This is a genomic window from Streptomyces sp. NPDC034037, from assembly GCF_055575715.1.
The window spans coordinates 564142-580333 of record NZ_JBVISC010000001.1; the positions used below are offsets into that span (position 1 = coordinate 564142).

Below are 16192 nucleotides of genomic sequence, written 5' to 3' on the forward strand. Positions count from 1 at the left end.
CCGCTTCCTTCTGGCCATGTCGCCGGTCACCCGACCACGCCGAAGGACGTCCCGGCGTCGGGTATCCCGCCCGCGCCCGGCTTCAGGGTGGTGGTCCCCTCGGTGGTGGAACCGGTGATGTCCGTCCACGGGATGACGTAGAGGACACCCTTGGGCGTCCCCGACTCCTTGCTGTAGGGCACGCCGACGTAGAGGTTGACGCCGCCCGAGGTCAGGCTGATGCCGGTGTAGTCCCGTGATGTCGCCGTGCCGGGCAGGTCACTCCCGCTCGGGGCCCGCGTGATGACCTTGTCGTTCGCGCCGATCGACGTGTCCAGGGGGCGCAGGATGTGCACGGCTCCGGCGTCCGCGACACCCTTGACGTCGCGGCCCGGGACACCCACCGCGAGCCGGACGGTGGCGTCGCTGCTCACCACCGAGGTGTCGGTGTTGGTGAGGGCCACGCGCTGACCGAAGAAGTCGCCCTCGGTGGGCAGGCCTTCGACCCCGTCGCTCGAGGCGTCGACCGCCGCGATCTGGGTGTAGGCGCCGGACGGCTTGATCCGGACCACGGTCAGGGCGCCCGAGTTGGTCACCGAGCCGACGGCCTCGCCCGGGGTGCCGATCGCCAGGAGGGCGTCGGAGTTGTACGTCTGGTCGGCGGGGCGGAAGTTCGTCATGTCGATCGACGCGCCGAACTGGTCGTTCGCCTCCGCCGTTCCGTCCAGGCCCTCGTTCGCCGCTCCCTGGTCGAGGCCGGTCAGGGGGGTCGGTATGCCACCGGTGAGGGTGTGGTTGAACACCGTCACCGCCCCGGCGAACGGGGTGTCGGTGCCGATGGTCTCGCCCGGCGCCCCCACCGCGAAGTACCGGTTGGTGCCGGTCAGCGAGTAGCCGAAGCGGTCGTGGGCCTCGACGATGCCCGGGACACCCGGGTCGTCCTCGTTGACGGTCGTCTTGACGGTGCCCTGCAGGTAGTGCACGCAGCCGGCGTCGGCGAAGTCCTTGCCTCCGGCGCTGACGTTCTCCCCCGGCGCCCCGATGACCAGGTAGGGGGCGCCGGCCGAGGTGGTGCCCGCCTGCAGGGCGAAGCCGAAGCGGTCGTACTCCTCCGTCACGGTGCTCGCATCGAACTGGGTCTGCGTGTAGCTCTCGATCACCGAACCGGCGCCGATGCCGGCGGGGGTGCCGTGGACGACGTAGACCGCACCCGCGTCGTGGAGGTCCGCGCCGTCCTTCGTCACGTCCTCGTAGGGCGCGCTGATCACGAGGTCGGTGCAACCGTCCCCGTCGGCGTCATAGGCCGCGCGTGCGGCTCCGAACTGGTCACCGCGCTCAGGGACGGCGTTCATCCCGCTGGTCGCCTGTGAGATCTCGGAGACGCCCTTGCCGCCGCCGAGCACCACGCGCACCAGGCCGGCCCGCACCGACTCCGCCACGGTCGCCTGCGGATCGGCCACCACCGTGTCCGTGATGCCGTCGCCGTTGAAATCCGTCGCGGTTCCCCCGGTGCATGCGGCGGCCGCCACGGCCTGCTGCCCTTGTGGAACCGGTCCCCCGGCCACCACGAAGACGGCAGCCGCCATCGCCACCAACCCGGCCCCGCTCATGCGCCTACGCATGAGTCATCCCCCACCCCTTTGTATGTCGTTATCCGCCTCGTCGATGATTGCGGCGTGAAACTTTCAATTCTTTAGTCGCGCATCGACTCGGCGGGCGCAAAGGTAATTGCCGCGACAGCCTGTATGTCAAGACCGTGTCCGTTTTATGACAGAGAAATAGCTCCAAGCTCCCCACGGAAGCCGATTGGCGCCTTCTCCTGAAGTTTCAGGCAAGTCGGACATACAGCGAGGTGCTTGCTTGACGAGGTGTCAGTACACACTTCATAGTTTCTTCACCTCGAACACGCGGATCGTTCGGGGAGCCGACACACCGCTCCACGAAAAACTGCGCCACCAGGTGAACAAATCGGCACATCAGACGCATGTCCGGATGCCGATGGCACCAGAGGGAGAGAAGTTTTCGTGAAGCGGATCTTGGCGTGCCTGGCGGCCTGCGCGGTTCTCGCCGCCGGCTTCCTGAATGTGGAGACACCGGTCAGCGCGGCCGCCGCCGGACGCAGCGAGGCGACCTACTCATACGGCTCGCACACCAGGCAGAAACTGGACGCTTTCTGGAATGCCGCCGACTCGAAACGGCCGGGAATCGTCATCCTCCATGGCGGATACTGGTACGAGGATTCCGGCTGGACGACCTGGTCCCGGTACTTCACCGACAAAGGCATGGCTGTTTTCTCGGTCGACTACCGGCTGAATTTCGATGCCGCCTGGCCCGCACAGCGCAATGACGCCCTTTCGGCCATCGAATGGATCCGGTCGAACGCGGCGAAGTTCGACCTCGATCCGGAGCGCCTCGTGGTCCTCGGCTCCTCCGCGGGCGGTCAGATCGCGACCTCCCTCGCGACGTACGGCGCGGGCGGGGACCGGGTCAAGGGGGTCGTCGCGCTCTCCCCCGTGGCCTCGCCCTACCGCGCCTGGAACGACGGCAACCGCGACGACAGCGCGGCCAAGGAACGCAAGGTCCGGGACAATGCCGCGATCCTCGCCCGCTGCTTCCCCGACCCGGCCGACACCGATACCTCGCTGCACGCGAGCTGCTGGGACACGTGGAAGGACATGGTCGTCAAGAACCGTGCCTCCGGCGCGGACGACGCCCCCATGTACCTCATCCACTCCGAGGGCGACTTCGTCCCCGTCCAGCACTCCCTGGACCTCGAAGTGGCCGAGGAAGCCGATCACGACATGCCGGCGGACGGGGTGACCGTGGAGACGGTCGCGGGCAGCACCGCGCACGGCGGCGGGCTCCTGGACACCGCGGGCATGCCGGAGAAGGTCCTCGCGTGGATCAAGGCCCGCACCTGACGGGAAGCCCGTCGCCGCAACACGAACACGAACACGAACACGACAACTGACCACGACGACGGATCCCGTGGCCTCGCCCCGGGGCCGACCAGGTAGGAACGAACCCCCATGCCGTTACGCACGAAGAGACTCACCGCACGCCTGCTGCCCGCCCGGGCCCGCGCGGAACGAGCACGGCAGAGCAACGCCGTTCAGGCCGCGGACGCGGAACGAGCACGGCAGAGCACCATCGAGCAGGCCGCGGACGCGGAACGCGAGCGGCAGAGCAACGCCGATCAGGCCGCGGACGCGGAACGCGAGCGGCAGGAGAAGATCGCGGCGCGTCGGCGCGCGCTTCTGCGGTCGCATCCCGACGTCCAGGAGATCCGCTTCGAGGAGCGCACGTACTACGGCCGCGCCGTCGACCGTTTCACGGCCGCCGGGGCGTCCGCCCACAACCTCGACCTCGTGGTCGGCGCCCTGGAGCGTACGGGCGTCGACTACTTCCTGGCACCGGGCCGCTCGCACACCCGCCACGTCGTCGCGATCAACCTCGCGGACCGCAAGAAGCTGCTGGACGCGCTGCGTGCGATGTACGGGGCGACCGCCCTGTACGCCCTGAAGCCCGGCAGCGCCCCCCTGCCGGCCGACGCCGTGCTGTACGCGGACGGCTCACTGCCCACCGCGCTGAAGCGGCAGGACGTCATCCGTTTCGGGGAGATCCTGCTCGGCCCCTCCGGCCAGGTCCTCGCCGACCTGACCTACGGGTGCGACGTCGAGTTCTGGCAGGACGGAGGCCGGCTGCTCGACGACGAACGGGCCGCCGCGCGTCTGGACGCCCTGCGCACCCAGGCGCCGCCCGCCGTACTCGGCGACGCGCTCGTCGCCCCTCGTCCGAACTCCGTGACCGACACGCTGCCGCGCCAGGCCCGGGTGCCCGCCCGCCGCACCATCGGGGACCGCGACTACCCGACCTACGAGGCCTTCGCCCACCCCCGCGTGGACACCGTGGACTTCCCCGTCGACCTCGTCTACACGTGGGTGGACGGTGCGGACACAGCGCTGAGGGCCCGCCGCGAGCGCTATCGGGGCGACGGGCGGACGGACCTCATCCACGCGCGCGAGACCGGCGCCTCCCGCTACACCAGCCGCGACGAACTCAAGTACTCCTTGCGCTCGGTCGAGATGTACGCGCCGTTCGTCCGGAACGTCTACGTCGTGACCGACGGGCAGACGCCGGCGTGGCTCGACCCGGACGCGCCGGGCATCCGGATCGTGGACCACAAGGAGATCTTCACCGACCCGGAAGTGCTCCCCGTCTTCAACTCGCACGCCATCGAGACCCAGCTCCACCACATACCGAGCCTCTCCGAGCACTACCTCTACCTCAACGACGACTTCTTCTGCGTCCGCCCGGTCACCGCGGGCCACTTCTTCCACGGCAACGGCATCGCCAAGCTCCCCTTCTCCTCCTTCCAACTCGGCCTGGGCACCCCGCACCCGGACGAGCCGGCCCCCAACTCCGCGGGCAAGAACGTACGAAGACTCCTCCTCGACGCCCACAGCCGCCTCACGGTGAGCAAGTTCAAACACGCTCCGCAGCCGCAGCTCCGGTCCGTGATGGCGGAGCTGGAGGAGGCGTACGCGGCGGAGGTGACGCGCACGAGCCGCAGCCGTTTCCGCTCCGTCGAGGACATCGCGATGACCACGGCCCTGCACCACCACCACGCGTATCTCACCGGGCGGGCCGTGCCCGGCACGTACCGGCAGCGCTACATCGACATCGGGAAGACGGACGTACGGAAGGCCCTCGCGGAGTTCGGCCCCGGGCACAAGTACGACTTCCTGTGCCTCAACGACGTCAACACTCCGGCGGCCGACCAGGAACGGGTCACGGCGGAGCTGGGCGCGTTCCTCGACACCTGCTTCCCCTTCGCCAGCCGGTGGGAGCGGGCGTAGGCCCCGCTCAGGCGGTCACGGTGAACTCGCCGATCTTCCGCATGTCGCTGCCCTTGACCGACATGATCCAGAAGTTGATCTTCTTGCCTTCCTTGACCGAGTAGTCACACGTCTTGCTGCTTCGGCCCTTGGTGCTGCAGAAGGGCGTGAGGTTCTTGTTGGTGCCCACATACTGGCCCATGGCGTAGATGTACCGGTGATCGCTCTTGGTGTCCTTGACCTCGAGGACTTCGCCCTTGGCGGCCCAGGAGACCTTGGCACCGGGGTACTCGTACGTCGCGGCCTGGGCTCCCCCGGCGGAGAGACCCACCATGGCCACGGCCAGAGCGCCGGCGGCCAGGGGCATGGTCAGGTGCTTCTTCAACTGTGTTCCTTTGCTCGCTGTCCCATGTGACAGATGGCCAAAAGCCGACGCAACTCTCCCATGCGCCCGGAGACTGAAGATGGCCAGGTACGCGCAAACGGCGCTTCGCGAGACGGCGTTGGGGTCCGGTCCGGTCACACTTGCCCGCGCGGAGACGGCCGCCGCAGAGACCCACTACGCTCCGGGCATGGACGACGAGCCGCTCGCCGAGTGGGCCGAGCGCCGGGATGCGAGGATCGGGCAGCTTCGCGCCGTACCCCTCGTGACCGGCGAGGGCCCGCGGGCATCGCATCTGAACCCCGAGGCGCCCCGCGCAATCCAGCGGTGGAACGGCCACATGTGGGAGCCGCACGGCTTCGCGGCGAACCTCGCGGAAGCAAGGCGCGTCCTGTTTCCCCACGCCGGGGCTGCCTCCGCGCCGGAGACGACAACACCGAGGCTGGGCCCCGGGACCGGCAGGCACCGGAAACCGCCGCCCTGATATCTCTGCTGGAGTGCCGGGGCCTACGCCGAGCCCCCCAGCGTGGCCAGCTTCATGGCTACCTTCGTAGCGGCGAGGTGGGCGTCCTGTCCGCTCGAACTTGGTGAGTGGCGGGCGCTGTTCATGCGGTTCGCCCTCGACTGGCCCGATGCCCTGATCACTGCCCGCGACGGAGTGACCGACCGAGCCGTGCGGTATCGCGGCGAACGGGGTGTGGGCAAGCTCGCCACCTGGTTGAACGGTCGGGCCTACATCGACGGGTACGACGAGCTGGAGGCCGCCGCATAGGTGCCAGGACGTGGCGGTGAGGGATCACATCGGGCCAGGTCACAGACGTATGCGGCTGATCAACTGCTCGTTCCTTCCGCCACGTCCACTTAGGTCTTCGTCGAGGCCCTGGCAAGTTTTGGCAAGTTCCTCGCTTCCCGGTGACGCTACGGGCAAGCTCAGGCACACAGATCGTCTCCGACGTTCGAGGAGGACATCATGGCCCTGGTTGCGCTCGGCAAAGACCCGGAGAGCCCTAGCGGCGGATCGCCCACCATCTACCTCGACGATGAGAAGGACACCTACCTCGTCCAGGGGTGGAAGGTGGAAGAGGCCGAGCGCCTCGATGTGATGGACATCCCCGGCCACGAGTCGGTGGTAGAGATCCCCCGGCGCATGGTGCAGTTCTTCTTGGAGCTGAGCCAGGAGACCAAGGACGCCGACCCGGAGGTGAAGAAGGATGACGCGGACCCCGACGTTTGAGGAGCTCTTCCGCGACTGCCAGAGGACAGCCGTCCACCTGGAGATGCGCGACGCCTACATGAAGTCTGACCCGGCCTTCATCGACTGGAAGGCCGGCGTGGTCCTCGACCCTGCCGAGCGCTGGGCAGGCTGGCACGCAATCGTCACGGAAGCTGCCTCACGGGGTGTCGAGGTCCGACGCGCCCGCATCGTTTCGACGCCCGTCAGCGAGTACGTCCGTTTCGAGTACGACGTGACGGATGGGTTGAACATCGCTGCTGGGGAGAGCGTGCGTTGGCTCTCGCGACGCAACGCAACCGGGTTGACGCTTCCGGGCAACGACTTCTGGCTCTTCGACTCCAAGCTCGTGCTCGTCAACCACTTCGACGGCGAGGGCGAGAACATGGCGTTGGAGCTGACCGAAGACCCGAAGGTGGCGAAGCTCTGCGACTCGGCCTTCGAGGCCGTGTGGGAGCGTGCGACTCCACACGCAGAGTTCGAGCTGATCTGATAGCCCCAGCCACGATGACATGACATCGCCATCTTCGAGCGTCCAGGAAGCCCGCAAAGCGCTCGGAAAACGACTGGCTGATATCCGAACCGCAGCCGGAATCACTAAGCGGGAGTTGGCCAAGCGTTGCGGCTGGCACGAATCGAAGGCTTCGCGCTTCGAGAGGGGCACGCGCGCCCCCTCGGAGCGCGACCTTCGCGATTGGTGTGCCGCCTGTAACGCGCAAAGCGAAGCGGAAGACCTCATCTCGACAGCCCGCGGGATCGAGGGCATGTACGTCGAGTGGCGAGACATGGAGAGCAACGGCCTCAAGCTGGCCCAAGAGTCTGTCGTCCCCCTCTGGGAGCGCACAGAACGCTTCCGCATCTACTCGCCGTGGCTCATCCCTGGCCCCGTACAGACGGCCTCGTACATCACCGCCCTCCTGACCTCCCTCCGCAGTCGCCGAGGACTCATCGACGACGTACCGGCGGCAGTGAAAGTACGCGTTGAGAAGCAACAGGTCGTCTACGGAAGGCACACCTTCGCCATCATCCTGGAGGAAAGCGTCCTCCGAACCCGCATCGGCGGCACCGACGTGATGGCGGGACAACTCGGCTATCTGCTGAGCGCAATGGCACTCCCCTCCATCAGCATCGGCATCATCCCTCAGGACGCCGATCGCTCGGGCCTGTGGCCTGTCGAGGGGTTCTTCCTCTACGACGATGAACTCGTGAATGTCGAGCTGGTCTCCGCACACCTCACCATCGTCCAGCGGCACGAACTTGTCATGTATGCCCAGACGTTCGCCGAGCTGGCCGAACTTGCCGTCACGGGTGTCGCCGCACGCGAAATCATTACGGACGCCATCGACTCTCTCGGGTGAATGCCTGGCAAGTCCGGGCACACTCGTGGCCCCTCACCCACTCCTCTTTCTAACTTCATGGGCACGGCTCAAAACGTGCCCGGAGGGGGCAGTGATGACGTTGGCAAGTATCGGCAAGGAAAAGGGACTAGTCGGGAACACGGTGGACGGGCCCCCGACTGCCATCGACGTTGAGGCGATCTCCTCGCGCACCGACTCCGTACTCACCATGCGGATGGACTGCTCGACCCGTGCGGACATAGACGGCGTCACGCCGGCCATCGTCCGGCAGCTCAACTCTCTGCTCGGTGAGGACTTGGGTGCGGAGGATGACCCGCAGGTGCGGGAGCTCGTCCGCAAGGGCAATAACCTGATCGACCCCAAGAACCGGCCGACCGAGAACACTCCGGCTTTCGGGGCGTTCCTCTCCCTTCGGGACGCGGCAACGCTCACTCGACGACTCCTCTGGATCTACACCGAGCACAACGGGCTGGGTACGCCGTGAGCGTCAAGGAAGACCAGATCATCCGGGAGCTCTCGCACTACATCTACGAGCACCCGGACGAGCGGATGGCCTTGATGCCGGTGTACGACACCGCCGTTGACCACTCGCGGCGCCGGAGCTGTACCCACGACGAGCGTTGCCCTCTCATCGTGACGGGGGCCGTCGTCGTGAACGAGGAGGGCTCCGTCCTCTGCCTGCGGAACGGACCCCCGCTTCGCCCTGGCCGAGGCCGAACCGGAAGACGAGGACGACACGCTCAGCGGTGCCGCTCTGCGCCTGCTGGCTGAGCAGGTCGGTATTCGGGACGTGTGGAGCCAACCGGGCGCCGAGGGGGCCTTTCTGGTCGACGTGACCAGGCCGGGACACCACCACTACGGCCCTCGGCTCCGCGTCGGCATCCGCTACCTGTTCCGCGCGCACTCCGGCGCCGTCTTCCCCTCAGCGATCGAGATGGGCGCAGCAGCCTGGATGCCCCTCCCCGAGATCGGCATCGAGGCGGTTCAAGAGCGCGTCGAGAGCCTCTTGGTCGGAGCCCGATGAGTCACCGCGCACAGCAGCTCGCTTACATGGCTGCCGTCTTCTTGATCGGTGGAGCCATCGTGTTCGGAATCTGGAGGGACTGAATGCGGTACGTCCACCAGAGCAGCAAGGTTGCGCGTGCTGAAGCACCGCCTGCCCCAGTCGGGACCGTGAAGACGCACAGCACGCCCCACGAGGTCCGCATCGGCGACTTCGTACTTCTCGACGGCCAGTACCAGCGGATACGGGACATGCGATCCCTGGGCACCGCTTCCGTTCGCGTCCTGCACTTCGCCGGACGACCGCCCTGGATCATGCGCGAGGCACGCACCGTCTTCCGCCCCATCTGATCAGCCCGCTCGGGCTTCGCACCAAACACCTTCACCACCGCACGACGCGAGGAGCTTTGGCATGGAATTTCGCAAGGTCCATGGGGCGGGCAACGACTTCGTCCTCGTCACCAACGCGGAGCCGAGAGACGCCAGGGTCTGGGTCAAGACGGCAGAGCGCCTGTGTGCGAGGCGTACCGGCGTCGGCGCCGATGGCCTGGTCATCAGCCGTCCCGCCGAGGACGACACCAACGTGCTCGAAGTCGCCTGCTTCAACGCGGACGGGTCGGCGGCAACGATGTGCGGCAACGCGCTGCGGTGCGTGGCGTGGGTCGCCCACGACGAGAGCTCGGGGTCGACGACCGCCATGAAGCTCCGCATGGCGGGAGTCATGCACGAGGCGCTCGTCGACCAGGAAGCCGTATGGGTCACGGCCGAAGTGGGCGCCATCCAGCCCCGCGTCTTGCAGACGATCACCAACGGCAGGATGACGTGGTTCGACAGCGCGCACACCGGCACGGAACACGTCGTCGCCGTCGTGGACGACGTGGACGCCATCCACGCGGAAGTGGTCGGCCGAGTCGTGCGGCACCACAAGAAGGTGGCGCCGCTCGGCACGAACGTCAACTTCGTCCAGCGCCTCGGCCGCCAGGCGCTCAAGATCCGCACCTACGAACGCGGTGTCGAAGCCGAGACGCTCTCCTGCGGCAGCGGGGCCGTCGCAGCCGTCGTCATCGCCACCATGCGCGGTCTCGTCGCCAAGCGCGAGGTCACCGTTCACAACCGGGCCGGTGAGCCGCTCACCGTCCGTCCGCACGACGACCGCCCGGAACGAGCCGCCTGGGTTGGCGGGCCTGTCACCCAGACCTTCGAAGGGGTACTCGCATGACCGTCTTTCTCGACTCGACCTCGAAGCAGGCGGCGCAGAACGCCGCCGAGAAACTCCGCGAGTGGGCGCAAGGCCGGCAGGGCCTCGGCGTCGCTCTCATCTACGGGCCCGTGTCCGCCGAAGACAGGCTCTACCACTCCCAGTGCCCCGTCGAGCAGCGGTCCGTGACCGCCCTGGGCGAGGCCCTCGAAGAGATCGGCGCGCGGTGGAACGTGCTGGACCCCACCCAGCCCGACTTCATCAGGGAACTGGTCTCGTACGAGGTGGCCCTCTCTAACCTGCACGGCCCCTACGGTGAGGACGGCCGTCTTCAGGGCCTGCTCGACTACCTTCGCGTGCCCTACTGCGGCAGCGGGGTACAGGCGTCCGCGGTGGCCGTTGACAAGATCCTCTGCAAGCGGATCATGCTGACCCTCGGCGTCCCGACGCCCGGTTGGCGCGTCTGGTCCGGCGGCCCGGTGAACTGGGGCAGCCGAGCCGTCATGGTGAAGCCGCCCTTCGGCGGGTCCAGCGTGGGCATGAGCCTCGTCCGCGACGCGGTCGACCTGCCCGGCGCCCTGGCGGAGGCCGCAGGTGAAAGCGGCGACGAGGTGCTGGTCGAGGACTACGTGGTCGGCACACCCGTGACCGTGGGAATGCTGGAGCTTCCGGGCGGCTCGGTGATCGTCTTCCCCCCGCTGACCACCGAGGCGACCGATGCCGAGTTCTACGACGCCGACACCAAGCTCGACGTGGACTCGAAGGGCGCCGTCACCGTCCGCGCCGCCGAGCTGGAGACCGTAGCGATGAACCGGATCGCCAGGGACGCCCGGACGCTGTGGGAAGGGATCGGACTGCGCGGCTCGGCCCGCATCGACTTCATCGTCACCGAGAAGGGCGACGCGTACGTGCTGGAGGTCAACAGCACGCCGGGCATGTCCCGTGACAGCAACTTCGCGGTCGGGGCGGCGATGGTCGGACTCACGCACACGGATGTCGTACTGGCGATGCTTCATGAGGCCCTGACCCGGCCGCCGTACGATGTTCCCCTGCCCACTCCCGTGTTTTCCAGCACCACGGTGACGCGGGAGGCTGCCGTCTCCTTGTAGGAGCAATGCCGCTGTGCCGCGCGCCCACGAAGTCCCCATGTGCCGACAGCTCATCACCCCCGCCGAATGGGATCTCCACGGAGGGTGGGCACTGGGAGACAGGATCGAGTGGTCCAACCGGGCGTGCGGCCTGGCGTCACTGAGAATGATCCTGCTTGCCTACGGGCCGGAGGCGCCCACGGTGACTGAACTCCTGAAGCTCGCTGTGAAGCACGAGGTCCTGACCCCGCGTGGAGCACTTCACGCGGGGATCGCGAACCTGGCGACCGAGCTCGGAGTTCGTTCTCAGGCGGAAGCCGTCCCCGTTGAAAGCCTGCTCGGCCGCCTCGACGACGCTCCGCTCATCGTGTCCGTGACCGAGCAATTCCCCGAGGACGGCCGCAAGGGCGGGCACCTCGTCATCCTTCGCGGCTACGACGACCGCCCCGACCCGACGATCCTCTTCCGAGACCCCTCACGTTGGGGCCAGGCCCAGGATCGAGTCCCCCTCAGCCGCTTGTCCGCTTCTTACACGGGCCGCGCCATCACGTTCGCGCCCCTGACGGCCAACGGAGAGATTTAATGCCCGAGGCAGACGGCGAGACGACCGAAGCCACAGCCGGCCGAAGGATCGCCGTACTCGGCGAGATGCTGGAGCTGGGCGAGGAGGCGGTGGAAGCTCATCGCTCGGTCGGGCAGTTCGCCGCCGAGGTCGGCGTCGATCTCGTCCTTGCCATTGGCGGAGATCTAGCGAAGCAGCTTGCCCTCGCGGCCGGGGCCGCAGGAGTGCCCGACGTGGCCATGGTGGGCGACAACAAGACCGCCGCGACCTTCCTGCACAGCATCCTTCAGCCAGGGGACAAGGTGCTCGTCAAAGCGTCGCGCGGTGGTCAGCTCTGGCAGATCGCCCAGTCCCTCACGGGCCAGCCCGTCACGGATCTGTCTGGCCGGCATCTGACCTGAGACTCCCGTCTGACTCGCCGCCGTGGAGACCCGTGGCCGACCCTCAGATTCATCCAGCACCTATCCAGCACGGTAAACACCTAGGGGCGTTCTCGCCGCCACAGGATCGCCACACAGCACCGGGAAGCACCCGGAAACAGTCACAAAGAGTGAGGTAGTTGCTCGACTCCAGGGAGATGAAAGTGGCCCCTGACCAGGCAAAAGACCCGATCAGGGGCCTGCCCCCGAAGGGGCGGCAGACGAGTCGGGCTGTACGCCGGGTTCTGTGCCGCGGGTCCTCGCGGACGTCGCGGTGACGGCCATCCATCTAGGGCCGGCATTGCTGCCGGCCTCGTGCGGTCTACCCGCGGACTCGGGCGGGCAGCCCTCGGTCGTCCGCGCAGAGACGCCGGGGCGTCTCCTTTTGACCTTGCTCCAGGTGGGGTTTACCTAGCTGCCCAGGTCACCCTGGGCACTGGTGGTCTCTTACACCACCGTTTCACCCTTACCCGGCACCGAAGCGCCGGGCGGTCTGTTTTCTGTGGCACTGTCCCGCGGGTCACCCCGGGTGGCCGTTAGCCATCACCTTGCCCTGTGGAGCCCGGACGTTCCTCGGGAAGGTCCCCCGAAGGGGTCTTCACGCGGCCGTCCGCCCGGCTCGTCTGCCGTGCCGACCATGTTACCCGCCGGGCCCCCGGGCTCGGCGCCGTGGCCGCCGTCGCCAGGAAGGAGCCCGCCAGGATCAGCGTGAAGGCCGCCACGACGTCCGCCGTCAGCGGCTCGGACAGGAAGGTGACGCCGGCCGCCACCGCCACCGCCGGATTGACGTACGTGAAGACGACCGCCCGGGTCGGGCCCGCCTCCCGGATCAGCTCCAGGAAGACGACGAACGCCAGCGCCGTGCAGATCACGCCGAGGCCCGCCAGGGACGCCAGCGTCGGGGCGTCGGGCAACGTCCCCGGCCAGGTGGCCGCCGCCGCGGGAGCGTAGACCAGGGCCGCGAGGACCAGGCAGGGCGCGATCAGCTGGAGGGTGGGGACCTCGCGGAGGTGGCGGGCCGCGATGAGCGGGGCCACCGCGTAGCCCAGCGCGGTGAGCATGACCTCGGTCAGGGACCACGCGTCGCCGCCCCTGAGATGCGGCACGGTCAGCACCGCGACGCCCGCGAGGCCGAGGCCCAGGCCGGTCAGGCGGCGCGGGCCGAGGCGTTCCGTGTCGCCGAAGAAGCGGGCCAGCAGGGCGCCGATGATCGGCACGGCGGCGATGAGCAGCCCCGCCGTGGAGCTGGAGATGCGGCGTTCGGCGTCGGTCAGGGTCCACCACGGGCCGAGGATCTCCACGCCGGCGAAGGCCAGCATGGGGCGCCAGTGCGTCCTCAGTACGCGGGGCAGCCCGCCCTGTCGTACGGCGAAGGGCAGCAGGAGCGCGGCGCCCAGCGCACAGCGGGCGAAGACCACGAACGAGGGGGACAGGTCGCTGTCCACCGCCACTTTGATCATGAAGTAGGGGATGCCCCAGAGGACTCCCATGAGTGAGAAGAGGAACCAGCCGCGTGCCGTCATGCGGGCAGTCTCGGTCGCGTCGGCGCTCCCCGTCTTGAACGCTGTTGCGGGCCGACGCTGTCGCGGTACGCCGCCGGGGTCACCCCGAGCACCCTGCGGAACCAGCGCGTGAGATGCGCCTGGTCCGCGAAGCCCACCAGGGCGGCCGCCTCCGCCGGGCGCAGGCCCGCCTCCAGGTGCGCGCGGGCCAGTGTCACGCGGTGCTGGGCGAGCCAGGCGTAGGGCGGCATCCCCGTCGACGTACGGAAGGCACGCAGGAGTTGGTAGCGGGACAGGCCGAGCGGGGCGGCGAGTTCGGCGAGGGTGGGCGGGGCGAGGAGTTCGTCGGCGAGGCGGTCGCGGACGGCGCGGGTGAGGTGGTCGGCGCCCGGCACGCGGTCGGCGAGGGGGCGGGCGGCCCCGTGCCTGCGGGCGAGGGCGGTGAGCAGCCAGGAGAGCCGGGATTCCGCCTCCAACGGGTCGCCGTGACCGCCCAGTTCGGCGTGCGCCGCGCGCAGGGCCGCCGCCAGTTCGGGGTCGTCCATGACCGGCTCGGGGAAGTGCGGCGTGGTCGCGGTGCCCTCGGTGAGGAGGGACGGGGCGGGGTACATGGCCCGGTAGGCGTAGCCGCCGCTCGCGCCGGGGCCGCCGGTGTGCACCTCGCCGGGGGCGAGGACGACGATGGTGCCGGGTCCGACGTGCAGCTGTCCGCCCCGGTAGTCGATGATCTCGGTCCCGCCGACGCAGACGCCGACGGTGAACTCCGCGTGGTAGTGCGGGGCGTAGCGGTGCCGGTCGAAGCGCGCGGTCAGCAGGTCGAGGCTCTCGCCGCCCGGCCCGAGGGGCGCTCTGGCCCACTGCGCCTGTTCGCGTGGGCGGCCCGCCCGTGCCGTCGTCGTCCGCTCGTTCATGTGCCGCCGCTCCCCCGTGCCGCTCCGCGCGGGACGGCGCCCGCGGGACCTCGACCTTCCTGTACGAGGGGCAACGCCCGCACGTCCTGCTTCCATGCCGCGCCGGCCGGGGGCCGCACCCTCGGACCGGGATGTCCGGGACATCCAGGACGTTCGTGAACGCCGTCTCTCCGGTCGCGGCGGGTCCCTCCCGCGTCAGGCCGGGGTGAACCGGACCTTCGACGTCTCCGGGTCGGCCTGGGTGAGGCGTACGCGCAGATGCTCGCCCAGGGGGAGTTCCGTGGGGCCGCCCTCGACGCGGGCCACGATCGCCGGATCGGTCAGCTGCACGGTGCCGACGGCCGGCTGGTGCTCCTTGACGTCCACCACCACCGCGTCGAAGACCTCCCCCACCCGGTCCCTGAGCAGCGCGGCCTCCACGATGTCCACGCACTCGCGCTCCACGGTGTTGCCGCGGCGGGCGCCGTCCGCCATCTCCTTGGGCAGCTCGTCCAGGGCGGCGAGCACCCACTGCGGGACCCCCGCGTCCGCGCAGGCCGCGAGGCACAGCTCGGAGGCGTAGCGGTCCACCAGGCGGCGCAGCGGGGCCGTGCAGTGCGTGTAAGGGGCGGCGACGGCGGCGTGCAGGGTGTGTTCGGGGAGCGCGCCGCCGCTGAACGCGGTGTAGCCCGCGCCGCGCAGCAGCGTCGTGCACTCCTGGAGGAACGCGGCGTGGTGGGGGTGCCGGGGGTCGAGGGAGCGGACGAGTTCGGCGTAGGGGACGTGGTGCGGCCAGTCGATGCGCAGGGCCTTGGCGGTGCGGCGCAGACGCCCGACGGCGCCGTCGGGGGCGGTGGGCAAGGTGCGCAGGATGCCCGTACCGGAGTCGATCATCAGCTGGGCGGCGGCCATGCCGGTGAGCAGGGAGATCTGGGCGTTCCAGCCGTCGGCGGGCAGCGGGGCGCGGTAGGCGAGTTCGTAGGTGCCGGCGCGCTCGACGATCTCCTGTTCGGGCACGTTGAGGGAGATGCCGCCGCGCTCGACCTCCAGGTGCTCGCGCAGGGTCCCGATGTCCCGCAGCAGGGCGAGCGGCTCCTCCGCGGTGCCGTCGTCGATGGCCCGCTGCACGCCCGCGTAGTCCAGTTTCGCCCGGCTGCGTACGAGGGCACGGCGTACGTCGGTGTGGGTGGCGCGGCCGTCCGCGTCGAGGTCGATGGTCCACAGGACGGCCGGGCAGGTCTGGCCGGGCAGCAGGCTGGCGGCGCCCTCGCTGAGGGCCGCGGGGTGCAGCGGGACCTTCTCGTCGGGGAAGTAGAGCGTCGTGACGCGGCGGTGCGCCTCGGCGTCGGTCGGGCCGCCGGGTGTGACGTAGGCGGCGACGTCGGCGATCGCGTACCGCACCCGGAAGCCGCCGCTGCCGCGCCGCGCGAGGTGCATGGCCTGGTCCAGGTCGACGGAGGCGGGCGGGTCGATGGTGAACAGGGGGATGTCCGTGGCGTCGTGGTCCGGGAGCCGGGGTGCGGCGGCGGCCTGTTCCGCCTCGGCGAGGACGTCGGCCGGGAAGGCGTCGGGCACGTCGAGTGCCGTACGCAGTTCGCGCAGCGCGGCCCGCAACGGAGCCTCCGCTGCGCCGGTCACATGGAGCTGGCGGCGGGGCATGCCCCCGAGCGTAGGGCGCCGGGGACGGCTCGGCACCCTGTGCGGGCGGTCCGGTTTGTGGGGGGTGGGCGGGTGCCCCGGCTT

Annotated in this window: 18 protein-coding genes, 1 other RNA gene and 1 pseudogene; 14 read left to right on the forward strand and 6 right to left on the reverse strand. The window is 69.1% G+C overall.

Annotated features, from left to right (window positions below; genetic code table 11):
- Positions 1-26: 26 nt before the first annotated feature.
- Positions 27-1601, reverse strand: coding sequence for an FG-GAP repeat protein (locus tag ACZ516_RS02540; protein ID WP_469008131.1), 1575 nt, complete (start codon positions 1599-1601; stop codon positions 27-29).
- Positions 1602-2003: 402 nt separating this feature from the next.
- Here ACZ516_RS02540 and ACZ516_RS02545 point away from each other — a divergent pair, with 402 nt between their 5' ends.
- Together ACZ516_RS02545 and ACZ516_RS02550 are read left to right on the forward strand one after the other, a co-directional pair.
- Positions 2004-2900 carry an alpha/beta fold hydrolase gene (locus tag ACZ516_RS02545; protein ID WP_469008132.1) on the forward strand — a complete coding sequence of 299 codons (897 nt, stop codon included), beginning with the start codon at positions 2004-2006 and terminating at the stop codon, positions 2898-2900.
- Between the two features lie 108 nt (positions 2901-3008).
- Positions 3009-4838, forward strand: a complete 1830-nt coding sequence (locus ACZ516_RS02550) for a stealth family protein (protein WP_469008133.1) — start codon at positions 3009-3011, stop codon at positions 4836-4838.
- Between the two features lie 7 nt (positions 4839-4845).
- Here ACZ516_RS02550 and ACZ516_RS02555 read toward each other — a convergent pair whose 3' ends face one another.
- Positions 4846-5202, reverse strand: coding sequence for a hypothetical protein (locus tag ACZ516_RS02555; protein WP_469008134.1), 357 nt, complete (start codon positions 5200-5202; stop codon positions 4846-4848).
- A 187-nt stretch (positions 5203-5389) separates the two neighbouring features.
- Between ACZ516_RS02555 and ACZ516_RS02560 the strand changes: the two genes are divergently transcribed.
- The 12 genes from ACZ516_RS02560 (at position 5390) to ACZ516_RS02615 (ending at position 12039) form a co-directional block, all read left to right on the forward strand.
- On the forward strand, positions 5390-5683 hold the full coding sequence (locus ACZ516_RS02560) for a DUF6087 family protein (RefSeq protein WP_469008136.1): 294 nt from the start codon (positions 5390-5392) through the stop codon (positions 5681-5683).
- Positions 5684-5737: 54 nt separating this feature from the next.
- Complete coding sequence (locus ACZ516_RS02565; protein ID WP_469008137.1) at positions 5738-5971, forward strand: hypothetical protein; 234 nt, start codon at positions 5738-5740, stop codon at positions 5969-5971.
- A gap of 198 nt (positions 5972-6169) precedes the next feature.
- Positions 6170-6433: a hypothetical protein gene (locus ACZ516_RS02570; protein ID WP_358579896.1), complete on the forward strand. Its 264-nt coding sequence runs from the start codon at positions 6170-6172 to the stop codon at positions 6431-6433.
- On the forward strand, positions 6411-6923 hold the full coding sequence (locus tag ACZ516_RS02575) for a DUF6879 family protein (RefSeq protein WP_358579899.1): 513 nt from the start codon (positions 6411-6413) through the stop codon (positions 6921-6923). Before ACZ516_RS02570 ends, ACZ516_RS02575 begins: the two co-directional genes overlap by 23 nt.
- A gap of 19 nt (positions 6924-6942) precedes the next feature.
- Positions 6943-7788, forward strand: a complete 846-nt coding sequence (locus ACZ516_RS02580) for a helix-turn-helix domain-containing protein (protein WP_361080715.1) — start codon at positions 6943-6945, stop codon at positions 7786-7788.
- A 94-nt stretch (positions 7789-7882) separates the two neighbouring features.
- Complete coding sequence (locus tag ACZ516_RS02585; protein ID WP_469008139.1) at positions 7883-8272, forward strand: hypothetical protein; 390 nt, start codon at positions 7883-7885, stop codon at positions 8270-8272.
- 348 nt (positions 8273-8620) lie between these two features.
- Positions 8621-8812 carry a hypothetical protein gene (locus tag ACZ516_RS02590; RefSeq protein WP_361080719.1) on the forward strand — a complete coding sequence of 64 codons (192 nt, stop codon included), beginning with the start codon at positions 8621-8623 and terminating at the stop codon, positions 8810-8812.
- 149 nt (positions 8813-8961) lie between these two features.
- Positions 8962-9141 carry a hypothetical protein gene (locus ACZ516_RS02595; protein ID WP_361080721.1) on the forward strand — a complete coding sequence of 60 codons (180 nt, stop codon included), beginning with the start codon at positions 8962-8964 and terminating at the stop codon, positions 9139-9141.
- 61 nt (positions 9142-9202) lie between these two features.
- Positions 9203-10009: a diaminopimelate epimerase gene (dapF, locus tag ACZ516_RS02600; RefSeq protein WP_469008140.1), complete on the forward strand. Its 807-nt coding sequence runs from the start codon at positions 9203-9205 to the stop codon at positions 10007-10009.
- Positions 10006-11097, forward strand: coding sequence for a D-alanine--D-alanine ligase family protein (locus tag ACZ516_RS02605; RefSeq protein ID WP_469008142.1), 1092 nt, complete (start codon positions 10006-10008; stop codon positions 11095-11097). The genes dapF and ACZ516_RS02605 overlap by 4 nt, the downstream gene beginning before the upstream one ends.
- Positions 11098-11134: 37 nt before the next feature.
- Entirely contained in the window at positions 11135-11659 is a 525-nt protein-coding gene (locus ACZ516_RS02610) for a C39 family peptidase (protein WP_469008143.1), read from the forward strand.
- The gene (locus tag ACZ516_RS02615) at positions 11659-12039 is read left to right on the forward strand and encodes a glutamate ligase domain-containing protein (protein ID WP_361080726.1); all 381 of its coding nucleotides are present in this window, start codon (positions 11659-11661) and stop codon (positions 12037-12039) included. Before ACZ516_RS02610 ends, ACZ516_RS02615 begins: the two co-directional genes overlap by 1 nt.
- 236 nt (positions 12040-12275) lie before the next feature.
- Here the strand turns inward: ACZ516_RS02615 and rnpB are convergent.
- The 4 genes and pseudogenes from rnpB to ACZ516_RS02635 form a co-directional block, all read right to left on the reverse strand.
- Positions 12276-12679, reverse strand: an RNA gene (gene rnpB / locus ACZ516_RS02620) — RNase P RNA component class A.
- A 118-nt stretch (positions 12680-12797) separates the two neighbouring features.
- A pseudogene (locus tag ACZ516_RS02625) lies at positions 12798-13580 on the reverse strand (DMT family transporter); the annotation flags it as partial.
- Positions 13577-14470, reverse strand: coding sequence for an AraC family transcriptional regulator (locus ACZ516_RS02630; RefSeq protein WP_469008144.1), 894 nt, complete (start codon positions 14468-14470; stop codon positions 13577-13579). The pseudogene ACZ516_RS02625 and the gene ACZ516_RS02630, both read right to left, overlap by 4 nt.
- Before the next feature lie 195 nt (positions 14471-14665).
- A complete protein-coding gene (locus tag ACZ516_RS02635) occupies positions 14666-16108 on the reverse strand; it encodes an RNB domain-containing ribonuclease (RefSeq protein WP_358913258.1) in 1443 nt (480 codons plus the stop codon).
- Positions 16109-16192: the final 84 nt, after the last annotated feature.

Bases quoted from the DNA above. Each gene is read 5' to 3' on its own strand.
- ACZ516_RS02540 (WP_469008131.1), bottom strand. From the start codon at position 1,601: ATGCGTAGGCGCATGAGCGGGGCCGGGTTGGTGGCGATGGCGGCTGCC.
- ACZ516_RS02550 (WP_469008133.1), top strand. From the start codon at position 3,009: ATGCCGTTACGCACGAAGAGACTCACCGCACGCCTGCTGCCCGCCCGG.
- ACZ516_RS02560 (WP_469008136.1), top strand. From the start codon at position 5,390: ATGGACGACGAGCCGCTCGCCGAGTGGGCCGAGCGCCGGGATGCGAGG.
- ACZ516_RS02565 (WP_469008137.1), top strand. From the start codon at position 5,738: ATGGCTACCTTCGTAGCGGCGAGGTGGGCGTCCTGTCCGCTCGAACTT.
- ACZ516_RS02570 (WP_358579896.1), top strand. From the start codon at position 6,170: ATGGCCCTGGTTGCGCTCGGCAAAGACCCGGAGAGCCCTAGCGGCGGA.
- ACZ516_RS02575 (WP_358579899.1), top strand. From the start codon at position 6,411: ATGACGCGGACCCCGACGTTTGAGGAGCTCTTCCGCGACTGCCAGAGG.
- ACZ516_RS02580 (WP_361080715.1), top strand. From the start codon at position 6,943: ATGACATCGCCATCTTCGAGCGTCCAGGAAGCCCGCAAAGCGCTCGGA.
- ACZ516_RS02585 (WP_469008139.1), top strand. From the start codon at position 7,883: ATGACGTTGGCAAGTATCGGCAAGGAAAAGGGACTAGTCGGGAACACG.
- dapF (WP_469008140.1), top strand. From the start codon at position 9,203: ATGGAATTTCGCAAGGTCCATGGGGCGGGCAACGACTTCGTCCTCGTC.
- ACZ516_RS02605 (WP_469008142.1), top strand. From the start codon at position 10,006: ATGACCGTCTTTCTCGACTCGACCTCGAAGCAGGCGGCGCAGAACGCC.
- ACZ516_RS02610 (WP_469008143.1), top strand. From the start codon at position 11,135: ATGTGCCGACAGCTCATCACCCCCGCCGAATGGGATCTCCACGGAGGG.
- ACZ516_RS02615 (WP_361080726.1), top strand. From the start codon at position 11,659: ATGCCCGAGGCAGACGGCGAGACGACCGAAGCCACAGCCGGCCGAAGG.
- ACZ516_RS02630 (WP_469008144.1), bottom strand. From the start codon at position 14,470: ATGAACGAGCGGACGACGACGGCACGGGCGGGCCGCCCACGCGAACAG.
- ACZ516_RS02635 (WP_358913258.1), bottom strand. From the start codon at position 16,108: ATGCCCCGCCGCCAGCTCCATGTGACCGGCGCAGCGGAGGCTCCGTTG.